This is a genomic window from Pantoea sp. EEL5 (assembly GCF_049892805.1).
GTDB classification, from domain to species: Bacteria; Pseudomonadota; Gammaproteobacteria; order Enterobacterales; family Enterobacteriaceae; genus Pantoea; species Pantoea ananatis.
Genome location: NZ_JBNDNJ010000001.1, coordinates 1,562,534 through 1,586,867 on the forward strand (window position 1 = coordinate 1,562,534; position 24,334 = coordinate 1,586,867).

Below are 24,334 nucleotides of genomic sequence, written 5' to 3' on the forward strand. Positions count from 1 at the left end.
GGTACCCAGGCGATGTCTTACTGACCCTTTGCGTTAATCACAATAAGCGAAACATGCACTAATTTATGAAAATTCACGCTATCAGCCAGACATTGCCTCAGGCACGTTATCAGCGTTGTCCGCAATGCGATACCCTTTTTTCCTTACCAGATGTGAAATCGTATCAGTCAGCCCACTGTCCCCGCTGCAACGCGCAAATTGTGAGCGGCCGCGACTGGTCAATGACACGTCTGCTGGCGATGGCGGCCACGATGCTGGTGCTGATGCCTTTTGCTTTTAGCATGCCGCTTATCGACATTCGCCTGCTGGGCATGCGCATTGACGCCAGCGTACTGGAAGGTATCGTTCAGATGACGCTACAGGGCAATGTCCTGACCGCCTCGATGGTGGCGTTCTGTACTATCGGCGCGCCGGTGACGCTGGTGGCAGGCATTGGCTATCTGGCCCTGGGTGAGCGTTTAGGGATGAATCTGCGCCCGGTGCTGCTGATGCTCGATAAGCTCAAAGAGTGGGTGATGCTGGATATTTTTTTGATTGGCATCGCCGTCGCCTCCATAAAAGTCCAGGATTACGCCGACCTCGAATTAGGCTATGGGCTGGTCGCCTATGTGGCGCTAACCGTGCTGAGCGTCATTACGTTGATTCATCTGAACATGGAGCAGCTTTGGGAGCACTTTTATCCCCAGTCGCACCAGGTGACGCGGCGTGACGATCTTCAGGTCTGCCTTAACTGCCACTACACCGATATTCCTGACGCCCGCGGCCGCTGCGCGCGCTGTCATACGCCGCTTGATTTTCGGCGCCGCCACAGCTTACAAAAGTCCTGGGCCGCCCTTATCGCGTCAATTGTGCTGCTGATTCCCGCCAATCTGTTGCCGATTTCGGTGGTGTACCTGAACGGATCGCGCCGTGAAGACACGATCTTCTCCGGCATCCTGTCTCTGGCATCCGGTAACGTGCCCGTCGCAGCCGTGGTGTTTATCGCCAGTATTCTGGTTCCCTTCACCAAAGTGCTGGTGATGCTGGCGCTCCTGCTCAGTATCCATTTCCGCTGCGAACAAGGCCTGAAAACCCGCATTCGTCTGCTACGTTTTGTGACCTGGGTTGGACGCTGGTCTATGCTGGATCTGTTTGTCATTTCACTAACCATGTCGTTGGTCAATCGCGATCAACTACTGGCTTTTACCATGGGACCCGCTGCGTTTTATTTTGGCGCGGCAGTGATCCTGACCATTATGGCCGTTGAGTGGCTGGATAGCCGCCTGCTCTGGGATGCACATGCAACAGGAAACGCCGACTACACCGACTAATGCTACGCTGCGCAACAAGCGTAAAATTTCACCTTTTTGGCTTCTGCCCATTATCGCAATGCTGATTGCGGGCTGGCTGCTTTGGACCAATTTTCAAGAGCGCGGCACGACCATCACCATCAATTTCCAGACGGCCGATGGCATCGTGCCCGGCCGCACGCCTATCCGCTATCAGGGCGTGGAAGTCGGTACTGTGCAGGGCATCAATCTTAGCGACGACTACAAAAAGATTCAGATCAAGGCCAGCATTAAGAGCGACATGCGCGATGCGCTGCGTGAAAATACGCAGTTCTGGCTGGTCACGCCAAAAGCCTCACTGGCGGGGGTTTCCGGTCTGGATGCGCTGGTGGGGGGGAACTACATCGGCATGATGCCAGGCGATGGTAAAGAAAGTGACACCTTTACCGCGCTGGATACCCAACCGAAATACCGCGTGAATACCGGTGAGCTCATGATTCACCTGCATTCATCCGACCTCGGCTCGTTGAACACCGGCTCTTTAGTGTATTACCGCAAAATCCCGGTGGGCCGGGTCTACGATTACAGCATTAACAATCAGAACAACGGCGTGTCGATTGACGTCCTGATTGAGCGGCGCTTCGTGAACCTGGTGAAAACCAGCAGCCGCTTCTGGAATGTGTCAGGAATGAATGCAGACGTCAGCCTGAGCGGGGCCAGAGTACAGCTTGAAAGCCTGTCAGCCTTAGTCAACGGCGCTATCGCCTTTGACTCGCCTGAGGGCGCGGAAGCCGCCAAAACCGATCAGAACTATCAGCTCTATCCCGACCTGGCTCACAGCCAGAGGGGCGTGCTGATATCGCTGGATCTGCCCAGCGGGGATAATCTCTCAGCCAACCGTACGCCCCTGATGTATCAGGGCTTAGAAGTCGGCACCCTGACCAAACTGAATCTACAGGATGGCGGTAAAGTGACCGGTGAGATGACGATCGATCCCTCTGTCGTGGGACTGATGCGTGAAGGCACGCGTATTGAGATGCGCAGCCCCAAACTCAGCCTCACGGATACCAGCCTGAGCAGCCTGCTGACCGGTAACACCTTTGAGCTGGTGCCTGGCGATGGTGCACCGCAGCAGCATTTTACGGTGGTCGCACCCAATAAAACGCTGCTGCAGCAACCCAATGTTCTCACCGTGAAACTGAGCGCCCCCGAAAGCTACGGCATCGATGCCGGCCAACCCCTGATGTTGCATGGGCTAAAAATTGGTCAGGTGATTTCCCGGGATCTGGATGCAAACGGCGTTAATTTTGTTGTCGCGGTCAATCCTGACCAGCGCCAACTGGTCCACGGCGACAGTAAATTCATTGTGAACAGTCGCCTTGACGTGAAATTCGGCCTGGATGGCATGCAGGTGCTGGGCGCCAGCGCCCGCGAGTGGGTCGATGGCGGTATTCGTCTGGAGCCGGGTAAACAAGGCGCACCTAAGACGGCCTATCCCCTCTTTGCCGATGCTGAACGCGCGGAAGAAGGCATTACCGGCGATGGCCCATCCACCACGCTGATGCTGACGGCGAAAAGCCTGCCAGACGTTCAGGCCGGCTCGATTGTGCTCTATCGTAAATTCCAGGTCGGTGAAATTACTCAAGTCACCCCGCGTGCTGATGCGTTTGATATCGCGGTCCACATCAAACCGGAATACCGCAAACTGCTCTCTGCTGAAAGTGTGTTCTGGGCAGAAGGCGGCGCACGCGTTCAGCTTAACGGCAGTGGGTTAACCGTGCAGGCCTCGCCGCTAAACCGGGCGTTGAAAGGCGCCATTAGCTTCGACAACCTGACGGGCGCGAAAATTGATAAAGGCGCGAAGCGCGTGCTTTATCCGTCTGAAACGGCTGCACGGGCCGTGGGCAGCCAGATTACGTTACATACCTATGACGCCAGCAAGCTGTCCGCCGGAATGCCCATTCGTTACCTCGGTATCAACGTGGGACAAATCGAGTCGCTGTCGCTGAGCGATGACAACAATCAGGTGGTGGCGAAGGCCGTACTTTACCCTGAATATGTGCAGAGTTTTGCCCGCGTCGACAGCCGTTTCTCGGTGGTATCGCCAGAAATTTCTGCCGCAGGTGTAAATCATCTGGAAACGATCCTCCAGCCTTATGTCAACGTCGATCCGGGTAAAGGCCGTGGCGCGCGCACCTTTGAGCTGCAGGAAAGCACCATCACGGATTCACGTTACCTTAACGGCCTGAACATCTATGTGGATGCGACCGAAGCGGGTTCCCTGTCGCTGGGTACGCCGGTGCTGTTCCGCGGGGTAGAAGTGGGCACGGTGACCGGTACATCGCTGGGGAATATGGCAGACCGCGTACAAATCGCGCTGCGTATCAGTAAGAAATATCAGCACCTGGTCCGCAACAATTCGGTGTTCTGGCTGGCCTCGGGCTATAACCTGGACTTTGGCCTGATTGGCGGCGTGGTGAAAACCGGCACCTTCCAGCAGTTTATCCGTGGCGGTATTCAGTTTGCTACGCCGCCGACCGTGCCGCTGGCACCTCAGGCAACGTCAAACAAACACTTCCTGCTGCAGGATGAACCGCCTAAAGACTGGCGTAACTGGGGAACGGCGATCCCCGACCCGAATCAACCTTAAGCCATACGGGCAGCCCAGGCTGCCCGTTTTCTTTTGGCGTGCTACACTGCCGCCTTTGCCTCAAAGAGAACTTATCCGTGTCCGACTCCGCCTCACGCTTCCCTGCCGAATTCCTCGATCTGATACGCCAGAGCTTGCCCGATGATACTGACCTGCAGCAGTTTATTGACATCAGCCTGCAGCCACTACGTCGCAGCCTGCGCGTTAACACCTTAAAGATCGGCGTTAGTGACTTTCTGACACAAACCGCGCATTACGGCTGGCAGTTGACGCCGGTTCCCTGGTGTGCGGAAGGATTCTGGATAAATCGCGAGGACGAAAGCCTGCCGCTGGGGAGCGTTGCGGAGCATCTGAGCGGCCTGTTTTATATCCAGGAAGCCAGCTCAATGCTGCCGGTGACAGCACTGTTTGCGGCCCAGCCCGATGCCATGAGCGTCATGGATATGGCTGCTGCCCCCGGCTCCAAGACCACCCAGATTGCCGCCTGCATTCACAACCGGGGCGTTATTCTGGCCAACGAGTTTTCCGCCAGCCGGGTCAAAGTGCTTCATGCCAACATAACCCGTTGCGGCGTAACCAACAGCGCCCTGACCCACTTTGATGCCCGCGTCTTTGGGCCTGCGCTGCCGGAACAGTTTGATGCCATTTTGCTGGACGCGCCCTGCTCGGGTGAAGGCGTCATGCGTAAAGATGCTGATGCCCTGAAAAACTGGTCGCTGACCAGCACGCAGACTATCGCGCAGACTCAGCGCGACCTTATCGAAAGCGCGTTCCACGCACTCAAGCCCGGCGGTACGCTGGTTTACTCTACCTGTACGCTTAATCAGATTGAGAACCAACAGGTTGTCGCCTGGCTGCTGGCGCGCTATCCGGACGCCGTTGAAATCGCCCCATTGAATGGGTTATTTGCCGGGGCGGAGCGGGCAGCGACGCCTGAAGGTTATCTTCACGTTTTCCCGCACCTGTTCGACAGCGAAGGGTTCTTTGTCGCCTGCTTGCGTAAAACCGCCTCTGTCACACGGCTACCTGAACCGACCTATAAAGTGGGTAAGCTGCCGTTCAGCCACGTCAGTCGCAAACTGGAAAGCGAGATTGTACAGTCGGCGGCGCAGGTGGCGATTCAGTGGGATGACAACCTTCAGCTCTGGCAGCGCGATAAGGAGATCTGGCTGTTCCCGGCCGGTGTGACACCGCTGTTAGGTAAGGTCCGTTTCTCGCGGATTGGCCTGAAGCTGGCCGAAACCTTTGCGAAAGGCTATCGCTGGCAACACGAGGCCGTCATTGCCCTTGCCTCCCCGCGCCCCGATCAGACGTTTGCGCTAAACGAAGCTGAAGCCGAAGAGTGGTATCGCGGTCGCGATATTTATCCTGAAAGCGCCCCCACGCGGGATGAAATGATAGTGACCTATCAGGATCAGCCGCTCGGGCTGGCTAAACGTGTTGGCAGCCGTATTAAAAACAGCTATCCCCGCGAGCTGGTACGCGACGGCAGGCTGTTCCGGTAATCGCCCCACTCGCCTTTTGTGACACTGTCACCAAATGATCCCATTTTCACCTTGCAAAGGGGGTGATTCGGGGAGGTTAGCGGGCAAGACAGCCGGTAATGAGAACGGAAGAACGCCGGCAGAAGCCGGCGTTGTGATGTCACGACCTCAGGCGGGACGCGTTTTGGCCGGGTGCGTCAGCAGCTTAGCGGCAGGCCGGACAGGACGCCGGACCAGTTCACCGCCACAGTTCGGACACCGCCCTTTAAGGTGCTGCTCAGCGCAGGCGGCGCAAAACGTGCACTCGAACGAACAGATGCGCGCATCGTGGGATGCCGCAGGCAAATCAATATCACAGCGTTCACAGTTAGGGCGCAGTTCCAGCATGGCATCTTCCTCGGCGATTTCGGCTTTCAGCGTGACAAAACCCGCGCACCTTGTCGAGGATTTTCATCGTGCCAGCGGCACGTTCAGGGCCGTTGTTCATCGGGGCGGAGATGACTGAGTCAGCGTCTTATTCGTGGCAGGGTCGTCATCATTCTCGTCCCCGCCATCATCTTCGCCGCCTTCCTCGTCCTCGTTTATCTCATCACTGTTGACCATCGCCGCCTGAATCGCCTCGTCTTCCAGCACCGGATTAAGCGCCGCGCCTAAGGGCGATGTCGCCAGGCTGTCTGGCAACACCACGTGCGGCAGGGGTACTTCGGTGGTGGGTAACGGCTGCGGCGTTTTCATGAAGCTCAGTGCGGCAATCAGCAGCGTACACAGGGTGAAGAACAGATAGAGCAGATTGCTGCCGAAGGGCTGCATCAATGTACCCACCAACAAGGGACCGATGCTGGCCCCGATGCCAAATGCCATCAGCAGACAGGCCGTCAGGGAAACGCGCTGCTCGGCAGCCACCTGATCGTTAGCCAGGGCAACCTGTAGAGGATAAAGCGCAAACTGCACCATGCTGGCGACAAACGCGATACCCAGTACCCAGTTAAAGGGAAGATTTGGCAGCAAGACCAGCGGCAAACAGGCCAGCATCAAAACCAGTGAGATATAAAACAGCAGCCGCTGACGGTCATAGCGATCGGACAGCCAGCTGAGCGGAAACTGCGAGACGAGTCCGGCGAAGATGGTCAGGCTCATAAAGATACCGGTCTGCGCGTCGCTGAACCCTTTGCTGCTGGCATAGACCGGCGCCAGACCATAGAACGCGCCGACCACCATGCCGGTTAACAGGGTGGTACTGAGCAACTTAGGAATGGTGCGAATAAAATAGCCCAGCTCCATCGGTGCAGGCGACATGGGCCGGACGTGCGTGCGCGTCGTCAGCGCAATGGGCACCAGACAAAGCGCAAAGCAGAGCGCCACGATCAGGAGCGTGTTAATACCGAACCCGCTTTGCAGCGTCAGCACCACCTGACCGCTGCTTAAGCCAAGGTAGGTCGCCACCATATAGAAGCCAAAAATCAGGCCGCGCTGGGAAGATTCCGCCTGGTCATTGAGCCAGCTCTCCAGCACCATGTACTGACACATCATGCACAGGCCGATAATCAGACGCAGGAAAACCCACAGCGGTATAAAGTCCGTCAGCCCGTGCCCTATTACCGAGGCGGTGATAATCCCGGCGCAGGCGACGTAAGCGCGAATATGGCCGACGCGGGCAATCAGGTTGTGTCCCACTTTTCCACCAATCACCAGGCCAATGTAATAGGCGGCAATAATCGCGCCGATTAAGGCACCGTTTACCGCTTCATGCGCCAGGCGAAGTGACACATAGGTGGTCAGCAAGCCCGAACCCAGCAGCATTAACAGCGTCGTGGTATAAAGCGGCAGAAATGTTCTGAGTATTTTTCGCATACGACTCCCTGTCTACCCCGTTGGTCGGTGTCCTGTCAGAGTTAACCATAGTTGATTTTGTCACGGTTTAGGTCGGGACAATTCCGACTCTAAAAAAAGCCCGTAAACCACATGGCTTACGGGCTGCTGACTCAGGCGTTGGGGAAGGTAATACTGTTTCCCGGTGCCTCACGATGAAGATGGATAAAGTTAAGATGGCGTTCGTATTGATCGAGGATATCAATAATCACCTGTTCTTTGCTGTAGTCCATCAGGTCATTGCCCTGACTGCCTTCCAGCAGGAAGGTTTCCAGCCGGTAATAGGTCGATTTTCCGCTACGCGCGCGGTAGGTAAAGCCCGGTATAGAGTACTGCTGAGGCCAGACCTGATAGAGGAAATCCTGCTCCTCGCCCAACTGCACCCGCAGGTCCAGATAACCCAGGGGATGTTCGTCATTGGCCGCAACCCTGTCCAGCGTAACCTTAGCTCCGCGCAGCTCCAGCTCTTTCGCCACTTCCTGCATGGCGGGGAAGAGAGTTTCTTCCATCATCTTCAGCGTGTAACGCGAGCCAGGATAGTTCATCAGGCGCGACAGGCGTTTTTTCCAGGTCAGACGATCGGTCGCATGGGCCAGATAGGGTGCAGTTTCCCGTGAAGCACTGGCGCGGCGGTAATCTTCAACCTTAAGTGATTTATACAACCCCGCCATCACAAAGAAGATCACGAAGCTAAATGGCAGCCCCATGATAACCGTCGTGTTTTGCAGCGCGGTAATGCCGTTGGTCATCAGCATACTTAACGTCAGGACGCCGATGGCTACCGACCAGAAAATACGCAGCCAGTTGGGGGCATCACTGTTAATGTCTTTCAACTTTGAGGTGAAGTTACCTAACACCAGCGATCCGGAATCCGCTGAGGTGACGTAGAACAACATGCCGGTAATGGTGGCGACCGATGCGCTCAGCTTAAACGCCGGATACTGCGCCAGCAGGCTGTAGAAGCCACGTTCGGCGTGCGTCATGACTTCCTGTGCAAAACCGGCGTCGCCGTGAATAATTTCATACAGGGCCGCGTTACCGAATACGGACAGCCACAGCAGCGTAAAGGTAAAAGGAATCACCAGCGTACCCAGAACGAATTCACGGATGGTACGGCCGCGAGAGATACGCGCCAGGAACAGGCCGACGAACGGAGACCAGGCAACCCACCAGGCCCAGAAAAACAGCGTCCAGCTGTTCATCCACTGCGTTGGCCGGTCAAAGGCAAAGGTGTTCAGCGTCATGCCCATAAAGCGGTTGATGTAGTCTCCCACGTTAAGCACCAGCGCATTCAGCAGGAAACTGGTGTTGCCTGCAAACAGAACAAACAGAATCAGGCAGAGCGCCAGGGCGACATTCAGTTCCGACAGAATACGGATACCTTTGTCCACACCGGAGGTCACTGAAATGGTGGCGATAACCACCGATAAAATGATCAGCGCGGTCTGGGCAGTTAACCCTTCCGGAATATCAAACAACACTTTCAGCCCGTAATTGAGCTGCACAACACCGATGCCAAGCGTGGTGGCGATACCGAAAATCGTGCCGATAACGGCGGCGATATCAACCGTGTGCCCAATCGGCCCGTTGATGCGCTTGCCAAAAATGGGATACAGCGCCGAACGAATGGTGAGCGGCAGATTATACCGGTAGCTGAAGTAGCCAAGCGCAATCCCCATCAGGGCATACATTGACCACCCGGTTAAGCCGTAATGGAACAGCGTCCAGACCATCGCCTGGCGGGCCGCCTCCATGGTCTGCCCTGCACCTTCCGGCGGCTGCATATATTGCGAAACAGGTTCGGCTACCGAGAAAAACATCAGGTCGATACCGATACCGGCAGCAAACAGCATCGCCGACCAGCTCAGCACACTAAACTCTGGCTTTGACTGCTCCGGCCCCAGCTTGATTGAGCCGAAACGGGAACAGGCCATGTAAATCACAAACACAATGTAGAGCGTGGCCGCCAGCATATAATACCAGCCGAACGCGGAAGATACCCAGTTGACTGCCTTGAGGATCCAGCCTGCGGCTTCGTTACTGTACAAAATGGTGATGAGTGAAAAGGTCAGAATCAATCCCGCCGATGTATAAAACACTACAGGATTGATTCTGTCTTTTTCACTACTAGGTGGACTCGTCATCGTTTACCTCTGGTTGTTGGCGTGTAAATTTTGCAAGGGATCATCCTGTTTGGATAATCCGGCGTCCCGGCGTCGTGTGTTTTTACGCTTCGTTTCCTGCTGTTACATTCTGGTCAAAACTAGCAAATCTGCCACACTTACCGCTTCACTTACTCAACTTTTAGGACACATCATCCTAACAAGGATTCTATTTATATTGAACATCCAATCAAAAAAAGTTTAAATAGGGGTTCGGTTTCAGGCTGGAGTGAGAGTCATGCCAAAGGTAGGGATGCAGCCAATACGACGTCGGCAGCTGATCGATGCAACGCTGGGAACAATTAATGAGGTGGGTATTAATGATGCCACCATTGCCCAGATTGCACGGCGCGCAGGGGTTTCAACGGGCATCATCAGTCATTACTTCAAGGATAAGAACGGCCTGCTGGAAGCCACCATGCGCGATGTGACGCGTCAGCTACGTGAGGCGGTCGCGAGTCGACTGGCGTCCCTGACAGAGGCCTCCGCAGAGGTCCGGCTACGCGCTATCGTTGACGGCAACTTCGACGAAAGTCAGATCGAACGTGCGGTAATGAAAGCCTGGCTTGATTTCTGGTCGAGCAGCATGCATCAGCCGCAGCTCAAACGTCTGGAACGGGTCAGCCATCGGCGGTTGTTTTCCTCTTTAGCGGTTGAATTTCGCCGCCAGTTACCAAAGGAAAAGGCCCGTCTTGCCGCGTACGGGCTGGCGGCGATGATCGACGGTCTGTGGTTACGCGCCGCGTTGAGTGGCAAGCCGTTTGACGCCGCCACCGCCCGTACACTGACCACCCAATTCATTCGTCAGCAGTTAGCTGGCGAACACGAGTAACGGAACCAGGAGAAATTATGTCCCGATTCAACGAGCAACAACTCTACATCAATGGTACCTACGTTGCCGCCACCTCTGGAGAAACCTTCCAGAGCATCAATCCGGTCAACGGTGAGGTTCTGGCTGATGTTCAGATCGCCGGACGCGAGGATGTCGATCGTGCCGTCGCCGCTGCCAGAAAAGGACAAAAGATCTGGGCAGCGATGACCGCAATGGAACGCTCACGCATTCTGCGTCGTGCGGTTGATATCCTGCGCGAGCGCAATGATGAGCTGGCTGAGCTGGAAATGCTTGATACCGGTAAGCCGTTCAGTGAAACCTCCAGCGTGGACATCGTGACCGGTGCCGACGTACTGGAATATTACGCTGGGCTGATCCCTGCGCTGGAAGGCCAGCAAATTCCGCTGCGTGATACCTCGTTTGTTTATACCCGCCGCGAACCGCTGGGCGTTGTTGCGGGCATCGGTGCCTGGAACTATCCAATCCAGATCGCGCTGTGGAAGTCAGCGCCTGCTCTGGCCGCCGGCAACGCCATGATCTTCAAGCCCAGTGAAGTCACGCCACTGACGGCCCTGAAACTGGCTGAAATCTACACCGAAGCGGGCGTGCCGGATGGCGTGTTCAACGTGCTGCCGGGAACCGGCGCGGTGACCGGTCAGCTGCTGACCGAACATCCCGGCATTGATAAAGTCTCGTTCACCGGCGGTGTCGTCAGCGGTAAGAAGGTAATGGCGAACGCGGCCGGTTCTACGCTGAAAGACGTTACGATGGAGCTGGGCGGTAAGTCACCGCTGATCATCTTTGATGATGCCGATCTCGATCTCGCCGCGGATATCGCCATGATGGCTAACTTTTACAGTTCAGGCCAGGTGTGTACTAACGGCACGCGCGTGTTTATTCCCGCCGGGCTGCAGTCGGCGTTTGAAGCCAAAATTCTTGAGCGCGTTGCGCGCATCAAAGCGGGCGACCTGCGCGATCCTGAGACTAACTTTGGTCCGTTGGTCAGCTTTAGCCACCGCGACAACGTCATGCGCTTTATCGCCTCTGGCGTTGAAGAAGGCGCACGTCTGCTGTGTGGCGGAAAACGCTTAACGGGCGAAGGCTTTGATCAGGGCGCTTGGGTTGAACCCACCGTATTCAGCGACTGCCGTGACGAGATGAAGATTGTCCGTGAGGAGATCTTTGGTCCTGTGATGTCAATTCTGAGCTACACCTCTGAAGACGAAGTGATACGTCGGGCCAATGACACCGAATTCGGTCTGGCTGCCGGCCTGGTCACGCAAGACCTTACCCGCGCGCACCGCGTGATCCATCAGATTGAAGCCGGTATTTGCTGGATTAACACCTGGGGTGAATCTGCCGCCGAAATGCCGGTTGGTGGCTATAAGCACTCTGGCGTGGGACGTGAAAACGGCCTGATGACGCTGCAAAATTACACCCAGGTGAAGTCGGTTCAGGTAGAACTGACGCGTTTTCAGTCTGTATTTTAATCCCCCTACCTGAGGAGCGACGAATGGAATTTGATTACATTATCATTGGAGCCGGATCCGCAGGGAATGTCCTGGCTACCCGACTGACCGAAGACAGCAATGTGAATGTCTTACTGCTGGAAGCGGGCGGCCCCGACTATCGTTTTGATTTCCGAACCCAGATGCCTGCGGCACTGGCTTACCCTTTGCAGGGAAAACGTTACAACTGGGCCTACGAAACGGAACCTGAGCCTTACATGAACAACCGCCGGATGGAGTGTGGCCGAGGCAAAGGCCTGGGCGGTTCATCACTGATCAACGGCATGTGTTACATCCGCGGTAACGCCATGGATCTGGACAACTGGGCGACCATGCCCGGTCTGGAAAACTGGAGCTATCTGGACTGTCTGCCCTACTACCGTAAATCAGAAACCCGTGATACGGGCGCCAACGATTACCACGGCGGAGAGGGTCCGGTCAGCGTGACCACGCCGAAGAAAGGCAATAACGTTCTGTTTGAGGCGATGATTCAGGCAGGCGTTCAGGCCGGCTATCCGCGTACCGATGACCTTAACGGCTATCAGCAGGAAGGCTTTGGTCCAATGGACCGCTTTGTCACGCCTGAAGGTCGTCGTTCAAGCACCGCGCGCGGCTATCTGGACAGGGCGAAAAATCGTGCCAACCTGAAAATCGTTACGCATGCCACGACCGATCGCATTTTGTTTGAAGGCAAGCGTGCAATAGGTGTCGAGTACCTGATCGGCGACAGCAATACGCTGCATACGGTTCACGCCCGCCGCGAAGTCTTGCTGTGTGCAGGAGCCATTGCCTCCCCTCAGATCCTGCAGCGTTCCGGCGTGGGTTCAGCCGAGTTGCTGAACCAGTTCGATATTCCGGTGGTACATGACCTGCCAGGCGTGGGTGAAAATCTGCAGGATCACCTGGAAATGTACCTGCAGTACGAGTGCAAAGAGCCGGTCTCGCTCTATCCGGCGTTGAAATGGTGGAACCAGCCTAAGATTGGCGCGGAATGGCTGTTTAACGGCACCGGCGTCGGGGCAAGCAACCAGTTTGAGGCAGGCGGATTTATTCGCAGCCGCGAAGAGTTTAGCTGGCCGAATATTCAGTACCATTTTCTGCCGGTCGCGATTAACTATAACGGGTCAAATGCGGTAGATGCGCACGGTTTCCAGTGTCACGTTGGCTCTATGCGGTCGCCGAGCCGGGGTCATGTGCGCCTGAAATCGCGCGATCCACGTCGCCATCCTGCGATCCTGTTCAACTATATGTCGCATGAGCAGGACTGGCACGAATTTCGCGATGCCATCCGCATTACGCGTGAGATCATTAATCAGCCGGCCCTGGATAAATACCGCGGACGTGAAATCAGTCCGGGCATTGAATGCCAGACCGATGAAGAACTGGATGAGTTTGTCCGTAATCATGGCGAAACCGCCTATCATCCCTGCGGCACCTGTAAAATGGGCAATGACGAGATGTCGGTCGTTGACGGTGAAGGCCGCGTTCACGGACTCCAGGGATTACGCGTTGTCGATGCCTCAATTATGCCGCTGATCATCACCGGTAACCTGAATGCGACCACCATTATGATCGGTGAAAAAATTGCCGACTGCATTCGTGGACTTGATGCTCTGCCACGCAGCACGGCTGACTACTATGTGGCGGGCGAAGCGCCCGTTCGTACGGAACCCGCGCGCCCAGCGTAAGGTTTTCTACGACATCAAAGCCGGACTGCTGTCCGGCTTTTTTTTTGCCGAAACGCAACTGTGCCTAAACCCCAGCAATATTGACCTGATATTTGTCAAAAACCCGAACAAACAGGCTGTGCCTGGGGCGGTTTTAATGATATAACGCTACTGTGTTCATTACCGGAGGCTTTCCCCGTCCACTGAAGAGAAGCAACAACGTGGATGCATTGTTTAATTATGAGCAGGATGTTCATTACTCTTTTTAACCCCCTTTTTACCCTCGCACCTGTCAGCGTTAACGCCGTCGATCAGCACTGGCGCAGCGCCCTTTAGTCCCCTTTCTGCCAGCCAACTTCTTTTCTGCCGTTGCGTTACGCATCACGGTAAATCATGACGTCGATTGATGGAGAAAACCCATGCGCGCCTGGGGATTATTAGTACTCGCTATTGTTACGGAAATTATAGGTACCCTGACCATGAAATGGTCCAGCCTGAATCAGAATCAGCTGGGTTATGTGGTCATGCTGGGGATGATTGCCTGTTCTTATTTTTTTTTGAGTTTCGCCATCAAGCGCATTGCGCTGGGTGTGGCTTACGCGCTCTGGGAGGGCATTGGCATTCTGCTGATCACCTTATTTAGCGTGCAGCTTTTTGATGAAACCCTGTCGTTAATGAAAATCTGCGGTTTGATCACGCTGATGACGGGCATTCTGCTCATTAAAGTCGGCAGCGGTGAGGTGAAGGAGGCAGAACATGATCCTGCCTGATGTGATCCATTTTGCCTGGCTGGCACTGGCGGTCCTGCTGGAGATAGCCGCAAATATTTTGCTTAAGTACAGCAACGGCTTTAAAAAAATCCTCCCGGGAATGCTGTCTCTGGCCTGCGTGCTGCTGGCGTTTAGCGCGCTGTCTCAGGCGGTTAAAGGCATCGATCTGTCGGTTGCTTACGCCCTGTGGGGCGGCTTTGGTATCGTCGCGACCGTGGCAGCAGGATGGATACTGTTTGGTCAGCGGCTCAACCTCAAGGGCTGGGTAGGGCTTGTGCTGTTATTGCTGGGCATGATCATTCTGAAACTGGCCTGATAACAGGGGGACGCTGACGTCCCCTTTTTCATCTTTATCCCTGGATTCGCAAAAACATGCCCGCACGTTCTGGCAGCAATGCAGGTTCGAAACCATAACGGGCATAAAAACCCGGCGAGCCATGACTGGCAATCAAACTGATGTAGGCGGAGGGCGGCGCATGGCGCGCTATCCAGGCCATTAACGCCGTCATAATACGATCGCCCACCCCCTTTTTATGATGTTGTGGCAGCACAGCAATATCGGTAATGACAAAAAAGCAGCCTCCGTCGCCAATCACTCTTCCCATGCCAACCGGCGCGTCCTGATGGCAAACCACCACGCTGTACAAACCGTTTCTTAACCCCGTCTTTGCGGCCTGTTCCGTTTTGTCACTTAATCCTGCGCTCACTCTGATGTGGCGATAGGTTTCTACAGACGGTATTTCTTCCCGAATGATATAGTACACGTTACTGACCCCCTGGTAATATAAACGGCCAACCCTTCTCGGTTTGATTGATATTAATGGTGAAAAAACGCGAGATATAACGATGATTTCTGCGCCAAACGGTGAGTTAAACTCACCTGTACCAGGCAACCGCCTGCCCTCGTTAATGGCGCTGCGCTGTTTTGAAGCGGCGGCGCGTTTCGAAAGCTTTGCCCGTGCAGCAGACGAACTGCATCTTACGCCCGGTGCTGTCAGCCGGGCGGTGCGCGTACTTGAAGAGGATTTAGGTGTTGCGCTGTTTGCGCGTCGTAACCGGAAAGTCTGTCTGACAGAAGCAGGCGAACAGCTGGCTGACGCGGTCAGTCACGGCTTCGCCATGATCTCCCGCAGCGTAAACCGCTTACGCGCGGGAACGCGCCAGCGCGTGCTGTCATGTGAGCCCACGTTATTAATGCGCTGGCTGATTCCACGCTGGGGCGATTTTGAGGCGCGCTTCGGTAAAAATGAGATCCATCTGGTCGCGGCCAGTGGCGCATTCTCGTTTGATCAGGGGATTGATTTTGCGCTGCGCCGCAATGATTTTACTCACGTATCGCCCTGCCATATCGAACACTTGTTCAGGGAAAAGGTGGGGCCGGTCTGCCGCCCCGATCGCGTCACGGCCTGGTTCGACAGCGAGCGTCCGGGTTTGAATCCGGACGCGCCTTTACTGCTCTCCAGAAGCCGCCCGGAGGCGTGGCAGGTCTGGGCGACGGCGATGCAGATACCGGCTCCCGTTAACGTGCAGCAGTGTTTCGAACATTTTTATTTTAGCCTGCAGGCGGCGGTAGCCGGGATCGGCGTAGCCATTGGACCCTGGCCGCTCGTTAAAGATGATATTCAAAGCGGCATACTGGCCGCACCAATGGGGTTTGTGGAAGATGGCTCAGAGTATTGCCTGTTCTCGCCTGAGGTCGCAAAGGCAGGAACGCTTGAGCGCGACCTCACAGACTGGCTGCACGAAATCAGTGGAACAGCGTAATCGTCGCTCGCGTTGTCGCCTCGCGCCTGGCCGGGGCTTAGCTGTATTGCACCAGCATCTGCAATGCCTCATCAAACTGCCCTTTCGCTTCGGCCTCGCGAAAGTAGCGCACGCGTTCCACACAGACTTCGGTGGGCGTTGTGCCGCTATGCAATAACGTCATAACCTCATCGGCGAAGGCATCAAGCGGCATGCTGTCAGGATCCTGAGACTGCCCGGGCGCTAACTCGGTTTGCACCTGTGGCGGGATAATCTCAATCACCTCAACCTTCCCTTTTAACAGCGGCCGAAGGGCTGCGGTATAGGAGTGAAGTGCCGCTTTAGTGGCGCTGTAGGTCGGCGACGCAGGGAAAGGGACAAATGCCAGCCCGGACGACACGTTAATAATAGCCGCAGCGGGCTGAGCGCTCAGGTGATCGATTAGCGCATCAGTGAGCCTGACGGGCGCAATAAAATTGGTTTCGGTCATTCTCACAACATCGCTCAGGTCGCGGCGTGAAGTGATGTCCTCAGGGCTAAAGACGCCAGCATTGTTGACTAAAACATTCAGGTGCGGATACGTCTGGAGCAGCAGAGGAATGGCGTGACTGACGTCATCCGCATCGGTGACATCTAAAACCCAGGTCGATATGCCTTCTCGTCCGGCCGCCGCTTCGTCCAGCGCGTCCTGACGACGCCCGGTAATAATCACCTTGTTCCCGGCGTCATGCCAGCGATGCGCCAGTGCGCGCCCAATGCCCGTTCCCCCACCGGTGATCAACAATGTATTGCCGTGCTTATTCATCTTGCGTGCTCCCGTTTAAACCGCCATAAATAATCAGCGAGCGCATTATCTCGCCGATTAATTATTAACCACAGCGTCAGAATCCTCTCACTTTTTTCTCAACGGGTGGACTTAACCACCACGTTAGGGCTTAGTTACCGCCTTAGTGCAAGTATAACTAACTGATTAACGGGGTTTTACCATGTCTGCGACACGAGGTTGGTCCACGGAACTGGAGGGGTTACGCGGCATCGCTTCTCTTTGGGTACTGCTGGGACACATAAGTCTGCTTATCCATTGCCATATTACCTTGATCTCCTCACCCGGCATTGGCGTGGATCTCTTTATCCTGCTTTCGGGCTATCTGATGGCAAAAAACTATGTGGAACGCCAGCACAAGGAGCCCTGGCAACGCGCGGAAACCATTAAAAAATTCTGGTTACGCCGTTTTTTCCGCATTGCCCCGCTTTATTATCTGCTGCTGGCGGTTGCCCTGATCTATGGCCCCTGGTTTGGTGAGATGCGCGATACCATTGCCCAGTTTTATTCCGGGACCGCAACAGAATCTTCACGCTATGCGGATCAGTCGTTCATGAACGTGCTGACGCATCTGTCATTCCTGTTTGGCGTGCTGCCCGCCTATGGATTCAATACCACGCTGCCTGACTGGAGCATTGGGCTGGAAATGCAGTTCTATCTGCTGTTTCCGTTTATGATGCTGGCGGTGATGCGCTTCGGTTACGCGACCGCCCTGCTAAGCATGATGGCGCTGAGTTGCGCAGGCCGTTACCTGCTGCCCGACTACTATGAAGCCTTTGAAATGCCGTCAATGATTCTGATTAAACTGAATATGTTTATTTCAGGCATGCTGCTGGCTGAAGCGGTACGCCGTAAATCCCTGCTGTACGTGCTGTTTGCCCTTGCCGGACCGGCCGTAAGCGTGCTGATTGGGCTGGGTGCCATTAAGCTGCAGGTGATGCTGGAAGCCTTTATGATTATCGGTATGGCGGCCGTGCTCTGGCAGTATCAGGAAAGCAGCCTGATGGCAAAACTGATCCGCATTCCGCGTAAGGTGTTAAACAACCGTCTGAGTACATGGCTGGGCGATGTGTCGTTTTCGGTCTACTTGCTGCATCTGCTGATCGTGATCCCGGCCATTGCGCTGTTGCTCAATCAAACGGACATTGAGTATCAAAATGATCTGACGCGTTTTTTGATTGTTTGTGCCGTATCGATTCCGGTGACCTACGCGCTGGCATCATTACTGTTTAACTGTGTGGAAAAACCGGGAATAAAACTGGGCAAGAAGTTTCTGGCGCCCAGGCCTGCACGCTGATGAAAAGATGGCTCGCACTGGCGAGCCATTTTTTTACTTCACAATGCTTTACCCACGTCGTGCTGCCTCTCCCTTACATGCTCATCCGGTGATTCCGGCGTATCTGCGATGCTGCTGTGCGTCTTTAATCCCGCATAATGGGCGGGATCGGCCCTGCTGTGCGTCAGACTTTGCGCCGTTGCGCCGAATGAAATGATCAAAAACAACCAGGCCACTGCTAACGGTTTCCTCATTGTGCTTTCCCATGCTGTGAATGGAGTCGCTATAGTGAAGAAACTGGCGTAATGAACTGTCTGATAAACTTAAAATTCATGTCAAGATTGTTACCCCGATCACATATTTATCGGACGTATACGCGCTGTGTTCGTCGCACAGGCACACCTTACCCAACGCCGTCACTTCAGGGTTTGATCTGTTGGGTAGCGTGACGGGATAACTGATGAGCAACAGAGTGGCGAGCGCAGATCCAGGCCCGCTACGAGGTCATGTCTGCCCTTCGCTGCCCGTCGATCCGGGCTAGTGGCAACCACCATTTAAATTTATGATTTAATAAAAAACGCCCCCTCAACCTGACTCAATACATCAACCCATTGCATATTTTTCGGCCATTACCTTACGATATTCAAGACATAACAAAAATATCGTCATCTATTGATTAAGATCATTTTTTAAATTCAAAATAATAATATTAACGATACTTATGTAAATTTTGGCCTTTTTGTTAATCATTTTCCTGACGCGTGCCGATAGTGAACAAAACAGCAATCCATCGGGAACATATTTATGAAAATCTCCACTCGTCTTGCAACCGGTTTCGGTTTGTTAATTTTGCTTTCCATTATCTGCACCTCTGTCTCACTTAACTCGCTGCATAACGCTAAAACCGGAATGGATGAGGTCGTGAATGTCAAAATGCGGAAGTACCAGTTGATTCTTGATATGCGCGGCGAACTCAGGGATTTGGCGATAGCCGTGCGAAATCTGGCCTTGTTGAGCGACGTTAAGGAAATGCAGCCTGAATGGGAGCGTCTTGAAGCGCAAAAAAAACTGTTCGCGGAAAACCGTGAAACGCTCGAGGTGATCATGCAGAGCCAGTCCACGGCTGAAGAACAGGCTGCCTTAAACCACATTAAAGAACTGGAAGGCACGGTGATGAGCGCTTTCGAAGCTGCCGGGCAACTGGGGCTGAAGAATGAGCGAGATGAAGCGACGCGTTATCTCATGGAGACCTTGCGCCCCTTGCAACGCAATATGCTGGATGCGCTAAACAAAACCACAGAAATTCTCATGCATAACAGCCGCAACGCGGTGGAAGTTAACAGCGTGGCAACCAGCCGGGCGTCCTTGACGCTGGTGTTTTTATCCGTGCTTTCCGTGCTGTTCTCCATCGCCACCGGCTATGTCATCACCCGGGTGTTAATGCGCCAGTTGGGCGGTGAGCCTGCCCAGGCCCAGGAACTGGCGGCCGCGATTGCCTCGGGCGATTTGACCGCCAGCGTCACGCTCCGCCGTAATGATTCCACCAGCCTGCTGGCTTCACTGGATGGTATGCAGGCTAAACTGCGTGCTCTGGTGTCAGAGATCAAACAGACCTCGGGTAACGTTGCGCTGGCAGCGGAAGAGATCGCCCAGGGGAACACGGAGCTGTCCTCCCGGACCGAACAGCAGGCCGCCGCCCTGCAGGAAACCGCAGCCAGCATGGAACAGCTCACCGCCACGGTGAAAAGTAACGCCGCCGGTGCGCAAAGCACTGCGTCAACTGCCCGTGAGACCGCCGTGCTGGCGCGCAGTGGCGAAAGCGACGTACACCGGATGTCGGAAACCATGAACGACATTTCGCTGAGCGCGTCTAAAATTCGCGATATCACCGGCGTTATTGAGGGCATCGCCTTCCAGACCAATATCCTGGCCCTCAATGCCGCGGTAGAGGCCGCGCGTGCTGGCGAACAGGGCCGGGGTTTTGCCGTTGTCGCAGGTGAAGTCCGCACCCTGGCCCAGCGCAGCGCGACCGCAGCAAAAGAGATTAAGTCGCTGATTGAGCAAGCGGTTGAACAGGTTGGCAGCGGCGTCAAAGTCGCCAACGGTACAGGTGAAAGCATCCTCAAAATCGTCAGCATGGTCGGCGACCTGGCCAGCGCGATGGATGAGATCTCACTGGCCTCCTCCGAACAAATGCAGGGCATTTCTCAGGTGAGCGTCGCCGTCAGCCAGATGGACAGCGTCACCCAGAACAACGCGGCGCTGGTTGAAGAGTCATCCTCTGCTTCTCAGTCCCTTTCTGAACAGGCCCACGCATTACGCGGCATGGTAGAAGCGTTCCGGGTATAAGCCTGTCAGCACACGGCAGAAAGGCGTCGTCGCGCCGATCAGAACGCTGCCAACGCGTGACGGGGGCTGGGCCAGAACAGTGCGGCCTGGCCCCATCCCGCCTCATCGCGTCCGTCTGACTGCCAGACTTCGCCATCGTAGATAATGAAGCTTTTGCCCTGCTTATCGACACGCGGTCCGCTGTAGCCGGTGGCAATGCCATCGCGTCTGACAATATCCAGCAGGCGCTGTCGTGCTTCCCTGTCGAAAGGCCCGGCACTGAGTCGTGACGGCAGTTGCCGTATCTCTTCCGCACTGTATTTGAAGCAGTTCAGAGCACAACGATTGGCATAGACAAACACGGGATCGGCTGCGGTACTGTGGGCAAGAATGCTGTACGGCGCCTGTTCATGCAGCCACTGATAACGGTCATCAATATCATGAGGACAGTAAAGCCCATGTCCGGTGAGCGATCGGTAGCGTTCATCAATACGCTTCAGTAAGGTCAGTGGGGGTACAGTCGACACGATCATCTCCTTTGCAAGCGGCAGGATACGAGGCGCTAATGTGGCGGGATGCGTGCTGAAAATCAAGCACGCGCAACGGTGGAGAGGCATGACGCGGCAGTGCAGTCCCGGCACGCCGAGCTCAGGACTGCACTGCCGCGCAATGCACACTGGAATATTGACGACTCTCTCGCGCGATCCACAGGGTTATCCCTCACGGCATTCGATTCTCCTGGTTTGCCCTGTCTGCGCTAAAGACAGCCAGCCTGAACGCGAACCCAGGCTGGCTGACGGGCGCTCTAGCTCAACGGCGGCCAGAAGGCTTTATTTGCCTCGATAAGATCGTCGAGAATCGCTTTTGCAACGGTGGCACTTGGTACCGTTTTAGATAAGGTAATGGCCTGCCATAACTTATGCCGGGAGCGCTGGTCCCATGCCTCCACCACGAGCTTTTCGACCGCAACCTGCTGACTCATTAACCCCTTCTGGAAAGTCGGAATGTCGCCAACCTGAAGGGGTTCCGCACCGTTGCGCCCAACCAGACAGGGAATTTCCACCATAGCGTCCGCATCAAAGTTGGGGATAGCGCCCTGATTAGGCACAATGAGCAGCATACGCTCTTGGGTATTGAAGGCGATCGCGGTCGCCAGATCGACAATATAGGAAGCATGTTCGTCTATTTCCAACTCTCCGGCGGATGAATGCCCGGCATCGGTGATTGCCCTGCAGGCGCTGAACACCTGCTTTTCACGATGCTCCATGACCTCATTAGCGCGGGTGCGTTCAGGGTTGGAATGCGCGACCACATAATCTGGGAACAAATAATATTTCAGATAGGTATTGGGCAACGTCTGGGGATCCAGCGCTTGCACATCGCGCGCCTTCAGGAAAGTATCCTTCCAGCTGGACTCCACTGATGACGATCCAGAGGGCGGAACATAGCCGTACTTTGCCACGTACTCACGCAGCTGTGGCATTAAATCATTCCCCTTCAAATCTTCAACAGCGGTCCACCAGCCAAAATGATTGAGCCCGTAGTAGCGCACCCGCATTTGCTTGCGGTCTTGCAGACCGACAATTTTTGCCATCCGACTTTCAATACCAATCGGCATGTCACAAATATTCAGGATTTTAGCCTCAGGTCGCAGGCGTCGCGTTGCCTCAGCCACGATGGCGGCCGGGTTGGAATAATTCAGCATCCAGGCGTCGGGTGAGTACTGTTGCATATAATCGACAAGCTCAAGGACGCCGCCGATTGAGCGCATGCCATAGGCAATACCACCCGGCCCACAGGTTTCCTGGCCCAGAACACCATGACGCAAGGGGATTTTTTCATCTTGCTCACGCATGGGATATTTACCCACCCGAATATGCGCCATGACAAAATCGACGTCACTGAATGCTTCCTGCGGATCGGTGGTATAGCTGAACACAATGTCAGCTGCCTGTTCCTGCAAGATAATCTTACAGGCCCGGGCAATGGTTTCCTGACGGGCCGCGTCATTGTCGTAAAACTTCAGCTGGCGTAAAGGAAAGCGGTGCCGGTTCGCCAGGAGCATTAGCACAATACCCGGCGTAAAGGTGCTACCGCCGCCCGCAATTAAAACTGAGAATGTCTTCATAAAGGTTTCTCCATGGTAAGTGTTGCTTCAGACCGGGCCGGGTCTTTCATTTGGCTTTCAAGTTGCTCGCGCACCTGGGGGACCTGTAAGCCCACAATGACCTGAATACTGTTGCCACGCCGGACGACACCGTGGGCGCCCAGCGCCATAAACGCGGCATCGTTCTGCGTTTTGGCCTCATCGAGCAGTGTTATGCGCAGGCGCGTGGCGCAGTTGTTGATGCTGGCTATATTGCTGGCCCCACCCAGCGCATTCAGAAAACCCCAAGCCTGATCGCGTTGCGGGTTATGCCCGCCCGGGGAAGCTGGCGCTGCTCGCGCTGCCCGATAGTCGGCCTTGTTGTAAAGCCTGACGTCACTGTCCTCCCGACCGGGTGTTTTCAGGTTCAGCCGCAGGATGAGTTGGTGAAAAACCACGAAGTAGAGCCCCGTGAAAACCAGGCCTATACCGATTTGGGTAAAGATCATGCCGGCATGGTTAGGGAACATTGGGATCCAGTTTTGCGGCAGAAACTGGTCCAGTAAGCCGCCACCGTAGTTCCCCACCACACCGCACATATACATTGCTGTCGCCATGCTGGCGGCCAGCACAGCGTGCACCGCAAACAGCAGAGGCGAAATAAACAGGAAGGTAAACTCCAGGGGTTCAGTGATGCCGACCAGAACGGCTGTCAACGTGGCCGGAATTAACAACCCTGCGACTTTGACCCGGTGACGCGCTGAGGCTGTCGAATAGAGCGCCAACGCAATCCCCACTGCGCCGAAGACTTTTGCGTTGCCATGAAGCGCGAAACCGCCCTCAGGAAACAGTTGTTTGAGTGGTTGCGTACTCTGGCTGAAGGCCTGCAGATGCTCTGCCCAGTAAACCTGGATGCCGCCTTCAACCACTGCCGGGCCAAAGATAAAAGGCCCATAAATAAAGTGGTGCAGTCCTGTCGGGATCAGGATACGTTCCAGAAAGGTATAAACCCACACGCCAACCGCGCCCGCATCGCGTAAAAACTGTTGAAGCGACTCGATGCCCATTTGAATTTTGGGCCAGCCAAACAGCGTTAACCAGGCACAGGGGATCATCGCTAAGAAGGCAACAATGACGACAAAAGATGAGCCCTGAAAAATACCCAGAAAAACCGGAAGCGGTTTTTCAAAAAAACGATTGTGCAGAGCCGTCACCAGACCGGCAATGACGATGGCACCGATGATGCTGGTATCCAGTGTTTTTATCCCCGCGATTATGGCCAGTCCGCTTCCGGCTTCTGTTCCTTTGGAAAAATCGACGGCAAAAAAATCGCCCCAGGTGCTGCCCATGGCATTAATTAAATAATTCCAGGTTAAAAAACTGACGACAACGGCCAGACATGCTCGCCCCTGAGCCTGTTTTGCCAACCCCACCGGGAGGCCAACCGCGAATATTAACGGCATGTTTCTAAAAACCGTCCATCCGCCCTCTTCAATAATGAAGACAATTTGATTAAATAAACTCTCTGGATGCGTTAATGCTTCCCCTAAAAATAAAGGGTTGCTTAACATAATGGAAAGACCAACGATAATGCCGGCGAAGGGAAATAATAATACCGGCGTAAACATGGCGCCGCCAAAGCGCTGTATTTGACTGAGCATTTAAGTTCCTCACGTAACGATTCTAAGGATATATCGTTAAAGTCAATGTAAACGCAGCCAAAATAAGGCAGTCACGCCTCTGGCAGAGTGGGACATTAACGACTTCGTGAGCGCCCTCATGGTTTTAATTTTCATCATGACGTCTATTTTCATGGCAATAACTAGACATCTCACAGCGCGGCTAAAGGAAATAAAAAATTTATTTAT

General features: G+C 54.7%; 20 protein-coding genes. 11 read left to right on the forward strand and 9 right to left on the reverse strand.

The genetic code is table 11. The features are described 5' to 3' along the window. The first annotated feature begins 65 nt into the window (after positions 1-65). From yebS to rsmF, 3 genes are all read left to right on the forward strand, one after another. Positions 66-1,310 (forward strand): membrane integrity lipid transport subunit YebS, encoded by a 1,245-nt coding sequence (yebS, locus tag ACPXSQ_RS07480; RefSeq protein WP_013026037.1) that lies wholly within the window; start codon positions 66-68, stop codon positions 1,308-1,310. Beyond that, complete coding sequence (locus ACPXSQ_RS07485; protein WP_015700191.1) at positions 1,279-3,918, forward strand: PqiB family protein; 2,640 nt, start codon at positions 1,279-1,281, stop codon at positions 3,916-3,918. Before yebS ends, ACPXSQ_RS07485 begins: the two co-directional genes overlap by 32 nt. A gap of 77 nt (positions 3,919-3,995) precedes the next feature. Beyond that, positions 3,996-5,423, forward strand: a complete 1,428-nt coding sequence (gene rsmF, locus ACPXSQ_RS07490; RefSeq protein WP_426143302.1) for a 16S rRNA (cytosine(1407)-C(5))-methyltransferase RsmF — start codon at positions 3,996-3,998, stop codon at positions 5,421-5,423. Positions 5,424-5,570: 147 nt separating this feature from the next. On the opposite strand, the gene ACPXSQ_RS07495 is transcribed toward rsmF, so the two are convergent. From ACPXSQ_RS07495 to ACPXSQ_RS07505, 3 genes are all read right to left on the reverse strand, one after another. Further along, on the reverse strand, positions 5,571-5,789 hold the full coding sequence (locus ACPXSQ_RS07495; protein WP_013026040.1) for a DUF1272 domain-containing protein: 219 nt from the start codon (positions 5,787-5,789) through the stop codon (positions 5,571-5,573). 96 nt (positions 5,790-5,885) lie between these two features. Then, positions 5,886-7,253 (reverse strand): MFS transporter, encoded by a 1,368-nt coding sequence (locus tag ACPXSQ_RS07500; RefSeq protein WP_013026041.1) that lies wholly within the window; start codon positions 7,251-7,253, stop codon positions 5,886-5,888. A gap of 131 nt (positions 7,254-7,384) precedes the next feature. Beyond that, positions 7,385-9,415: a choline transporter gene (locus tag ACPXSQ_RS07505; protein WP_426143305.1), complete on the reverse strand. Its 2,031-nt coding sequence runs from the start codon at positions 9,413-9,415 to the stop codon at positions 7,385-7,387. Between the two features lie 256 nt (positions 9,416-9,671). Between ACPXSQ_RS07505 and betI the strand changes: the two genes are divergently transcribed. The 5 genes from betI (at position 9,672) to mdtI (ending at position 14,526) form a co-directional block, all read left to right on the forward strand. Continuing rightward, a complete protein-coding gene (betI, locus tag ACPXSQ_RS07510) occupies positions 9,672-10,265 on the forward strand; it encodes a transcriptional regulator BetI (RefSeq protein ID WP_014593862.1) in 594 nt (197 codons plus the stop codon). Positions 10,266-10,282: 17 nt separating this feature from the next. Next, entirely contained in the window at positions 10,283-11,755 is a 1,473-nt protein-coding gene (gene betB / locus ACPXSQ_RS07515) for a betaine-aldehyde dehydrogenase (protein WP_112900339.1), read from the forward strand. 23 nt (positions 11,756-11,778) lie between these two features. Then, entirely contained in the window at positions 11,779-13,461 is a 1,683-nt protein-coding gene (gene betA / locus ACPXSQ_RS07520; protein WP_013026045.1) for a choline dehydrogenase, read from the forward strand. A 398-nt stretch (positions 13,462-13,859) separates the two neighbouring features. Beyond that, positions 13,860-14,210: a multidrug/spermidine efflux SMR transporter subunit MdtJ gene (mdtJ, locus tag ACPXSQ_RS07525; RefSeq protein ID WP_128392066.1), complete on the forward strand. Its 351-nt coding sequence runs from the start codon at positions 13,860-13,862 to the stop codon at positions 14,208-14,210. Further along, positions 14,197-14,526 (forward strand): multidrug/spermidine efflux SMR transporter subunit MdtI, encoded by a 330-nt coding sequence (gene mdtI / locus ACPXSQ_RS07530; protein WP_013026047.1) that lies wholly within the window; start codon positions 14,197-14,199, stop codon positions 14,524-14,526. The genes mdtJ and mdtI overlap by 14 nt, the downstream gene beginning before the upstream one ends. Before the next feature lie 34 nt (positions 14,527-14,560). Here the strand turns inward: mdtI and ACPXSQ_RS07535 are convergent, their stop codons facing one another. Beyond that, positions 14,561-14,974 (reverse strand): GNAT family N-acetyltransferase, encoded by a 414-nt coding sequence (locus tag ACPXSQ_RS07535; protein ID WP_426143309.1) that lies wholly within the window; start codon positions 14,972-14,974, stop codon positions 14,561-14,563. 82 nt (positions 14,975-15,056) lie between these two features. Between ACPXSQ_RS07535 and ACPXSQ_RS07540 the strand changes: the two genes are divergently transcribed. Continuing rightward, the gene (locus ACPXSQ_RS07540; protein WP_112900338.1) at positions 15,057-15,974 is read left to right on the forward strand and encodes a LysR family transcriptional regulator; all 918 of its coding nucleotides are present in this window, start codon (positions 15,057-15,059) and stop codon (positions 15,972-15,974) included. Positions 15,975-16,011: 37 nt separating this feature from the next. On the opposite strand, the gene ACPXSQ_RS07545 is transcribed toward ACPXSQ_RS07540, so the two are convergent. After that, positions 16,012-16,758 (reverse strand): SDR family oxidoreductase, encoded by a 747-nt coding sequence (locus ACPXSQ_RS07545; protein ID WP_105082737.1) that lies wholly within the window; start codon positions 16,756-16,758, stop codon positions 16,012-16,014. Positions 16,759-16,939: 181 nt separating this feature from the next. On the opposite strand from ACPXSQ_RS07545, the gene ACPXSQ_RS07550 reads away from it, so the two are divergent. After that, entirely contained in the window at positions 16,940-18,073 is a 1,134-nt protein-coding gene (locus ACPXSQ_RS07550) for an acyltransferase family protein (RefSeq protein WP_014605688.1), read from the forward strand. Between the two features lie 38 nt (positions 18,074-18,111). Here the strand turns inward: ACPXSQ_RS07550 and ACPXSQ_RS07555 are convergent, their stop codons facing one another. Continuing rightward, the gene (locus tag ACPXSQ_RS07555; protein ID WP_014605687.1) at positions 18,112-18,306 is read right to left on the reverse strand and encodes a hypothetical protein; all 195 of its coding nucleotides are present in this window, start codon (positions 18,304-18,306) and stop codon (positions 18,112-18,114) included. 550 nt (positions 18,307-18,856) lie between these two features. Here ACPXSQ_RS07555 and ACPXSQ_RS07560 point away from each other — a divergent pair. Next, a complete protein-coding gene (locus ACPXSQ_RS07560) occupies positions 18,857-20,401 on the forward strand; it encodes a methyl-accepting chemotaxis protein (RefSeq protein ID WP_013026053.1) in 1,545 nt (514 codons plus the stop codon). Between the two features lie 38 nt (positions 20,402-20,439). Here ACPXSQ_RS07560 and ACPXSQ_RS07565 read toward each other — a convergent pair whose 3' ends face one another. The 3 genes from ACPXSQ_RS07565 to ACPXSQ_RS07575 all read right to left on the reverse strand — a co-directional run bounded on the left by ACPXSQ_RS07565 (position 20,440) and on the right by ACPXSQ_RS07575 (position 24,127). After that, positions 20,440-20,913 carry an MEKHLA domain-containing protein gene (locus ACPXSQ_RS07565; protein WP_029568844.1) on the reverse strand — a complete coding sequence of 158 codons (474 nt, stop codon included), beginning with the start codon at positions 20,911-20,913 and terminating at the stop codon, positions 20,440-20,442. A 272-nt stretch (positions 20,914-21,185) separates the two neighbouring features. Next, positions 21,186-22,508 carry a 6-phospho-alpha-glucosidase gene (locus ACPXSQ_RS07570; protein ID WP_019105104.1) on the reverse strand — a complete coding sequence of 441 codons (1,323 nt, stop codon included), beginning with the start codon at positions 22,506-22,508 and terminating at the stop codon, positions 21,186-21,188. Further along, positions 22,505-24,127 (reverse strand): alpha-glucoside-specific PTS transporter subunit IIBC, encoded by a 1,623-nt coding sequence (locus ACPXSQ_RS07575; RefSeq protein ID WP_426143313.1) that lies wholly within the window; start codon positions 24,125-24,127, stop codon positions 22,505-22,507. Before ACPXSQ_RS07575 ends, ACPXSQ_RS07570 begins: the two co-directional genes overlap by 4 nt. Between the last annotated feature and the right edge of the window lie 207 nt (positions 24,128-24,334).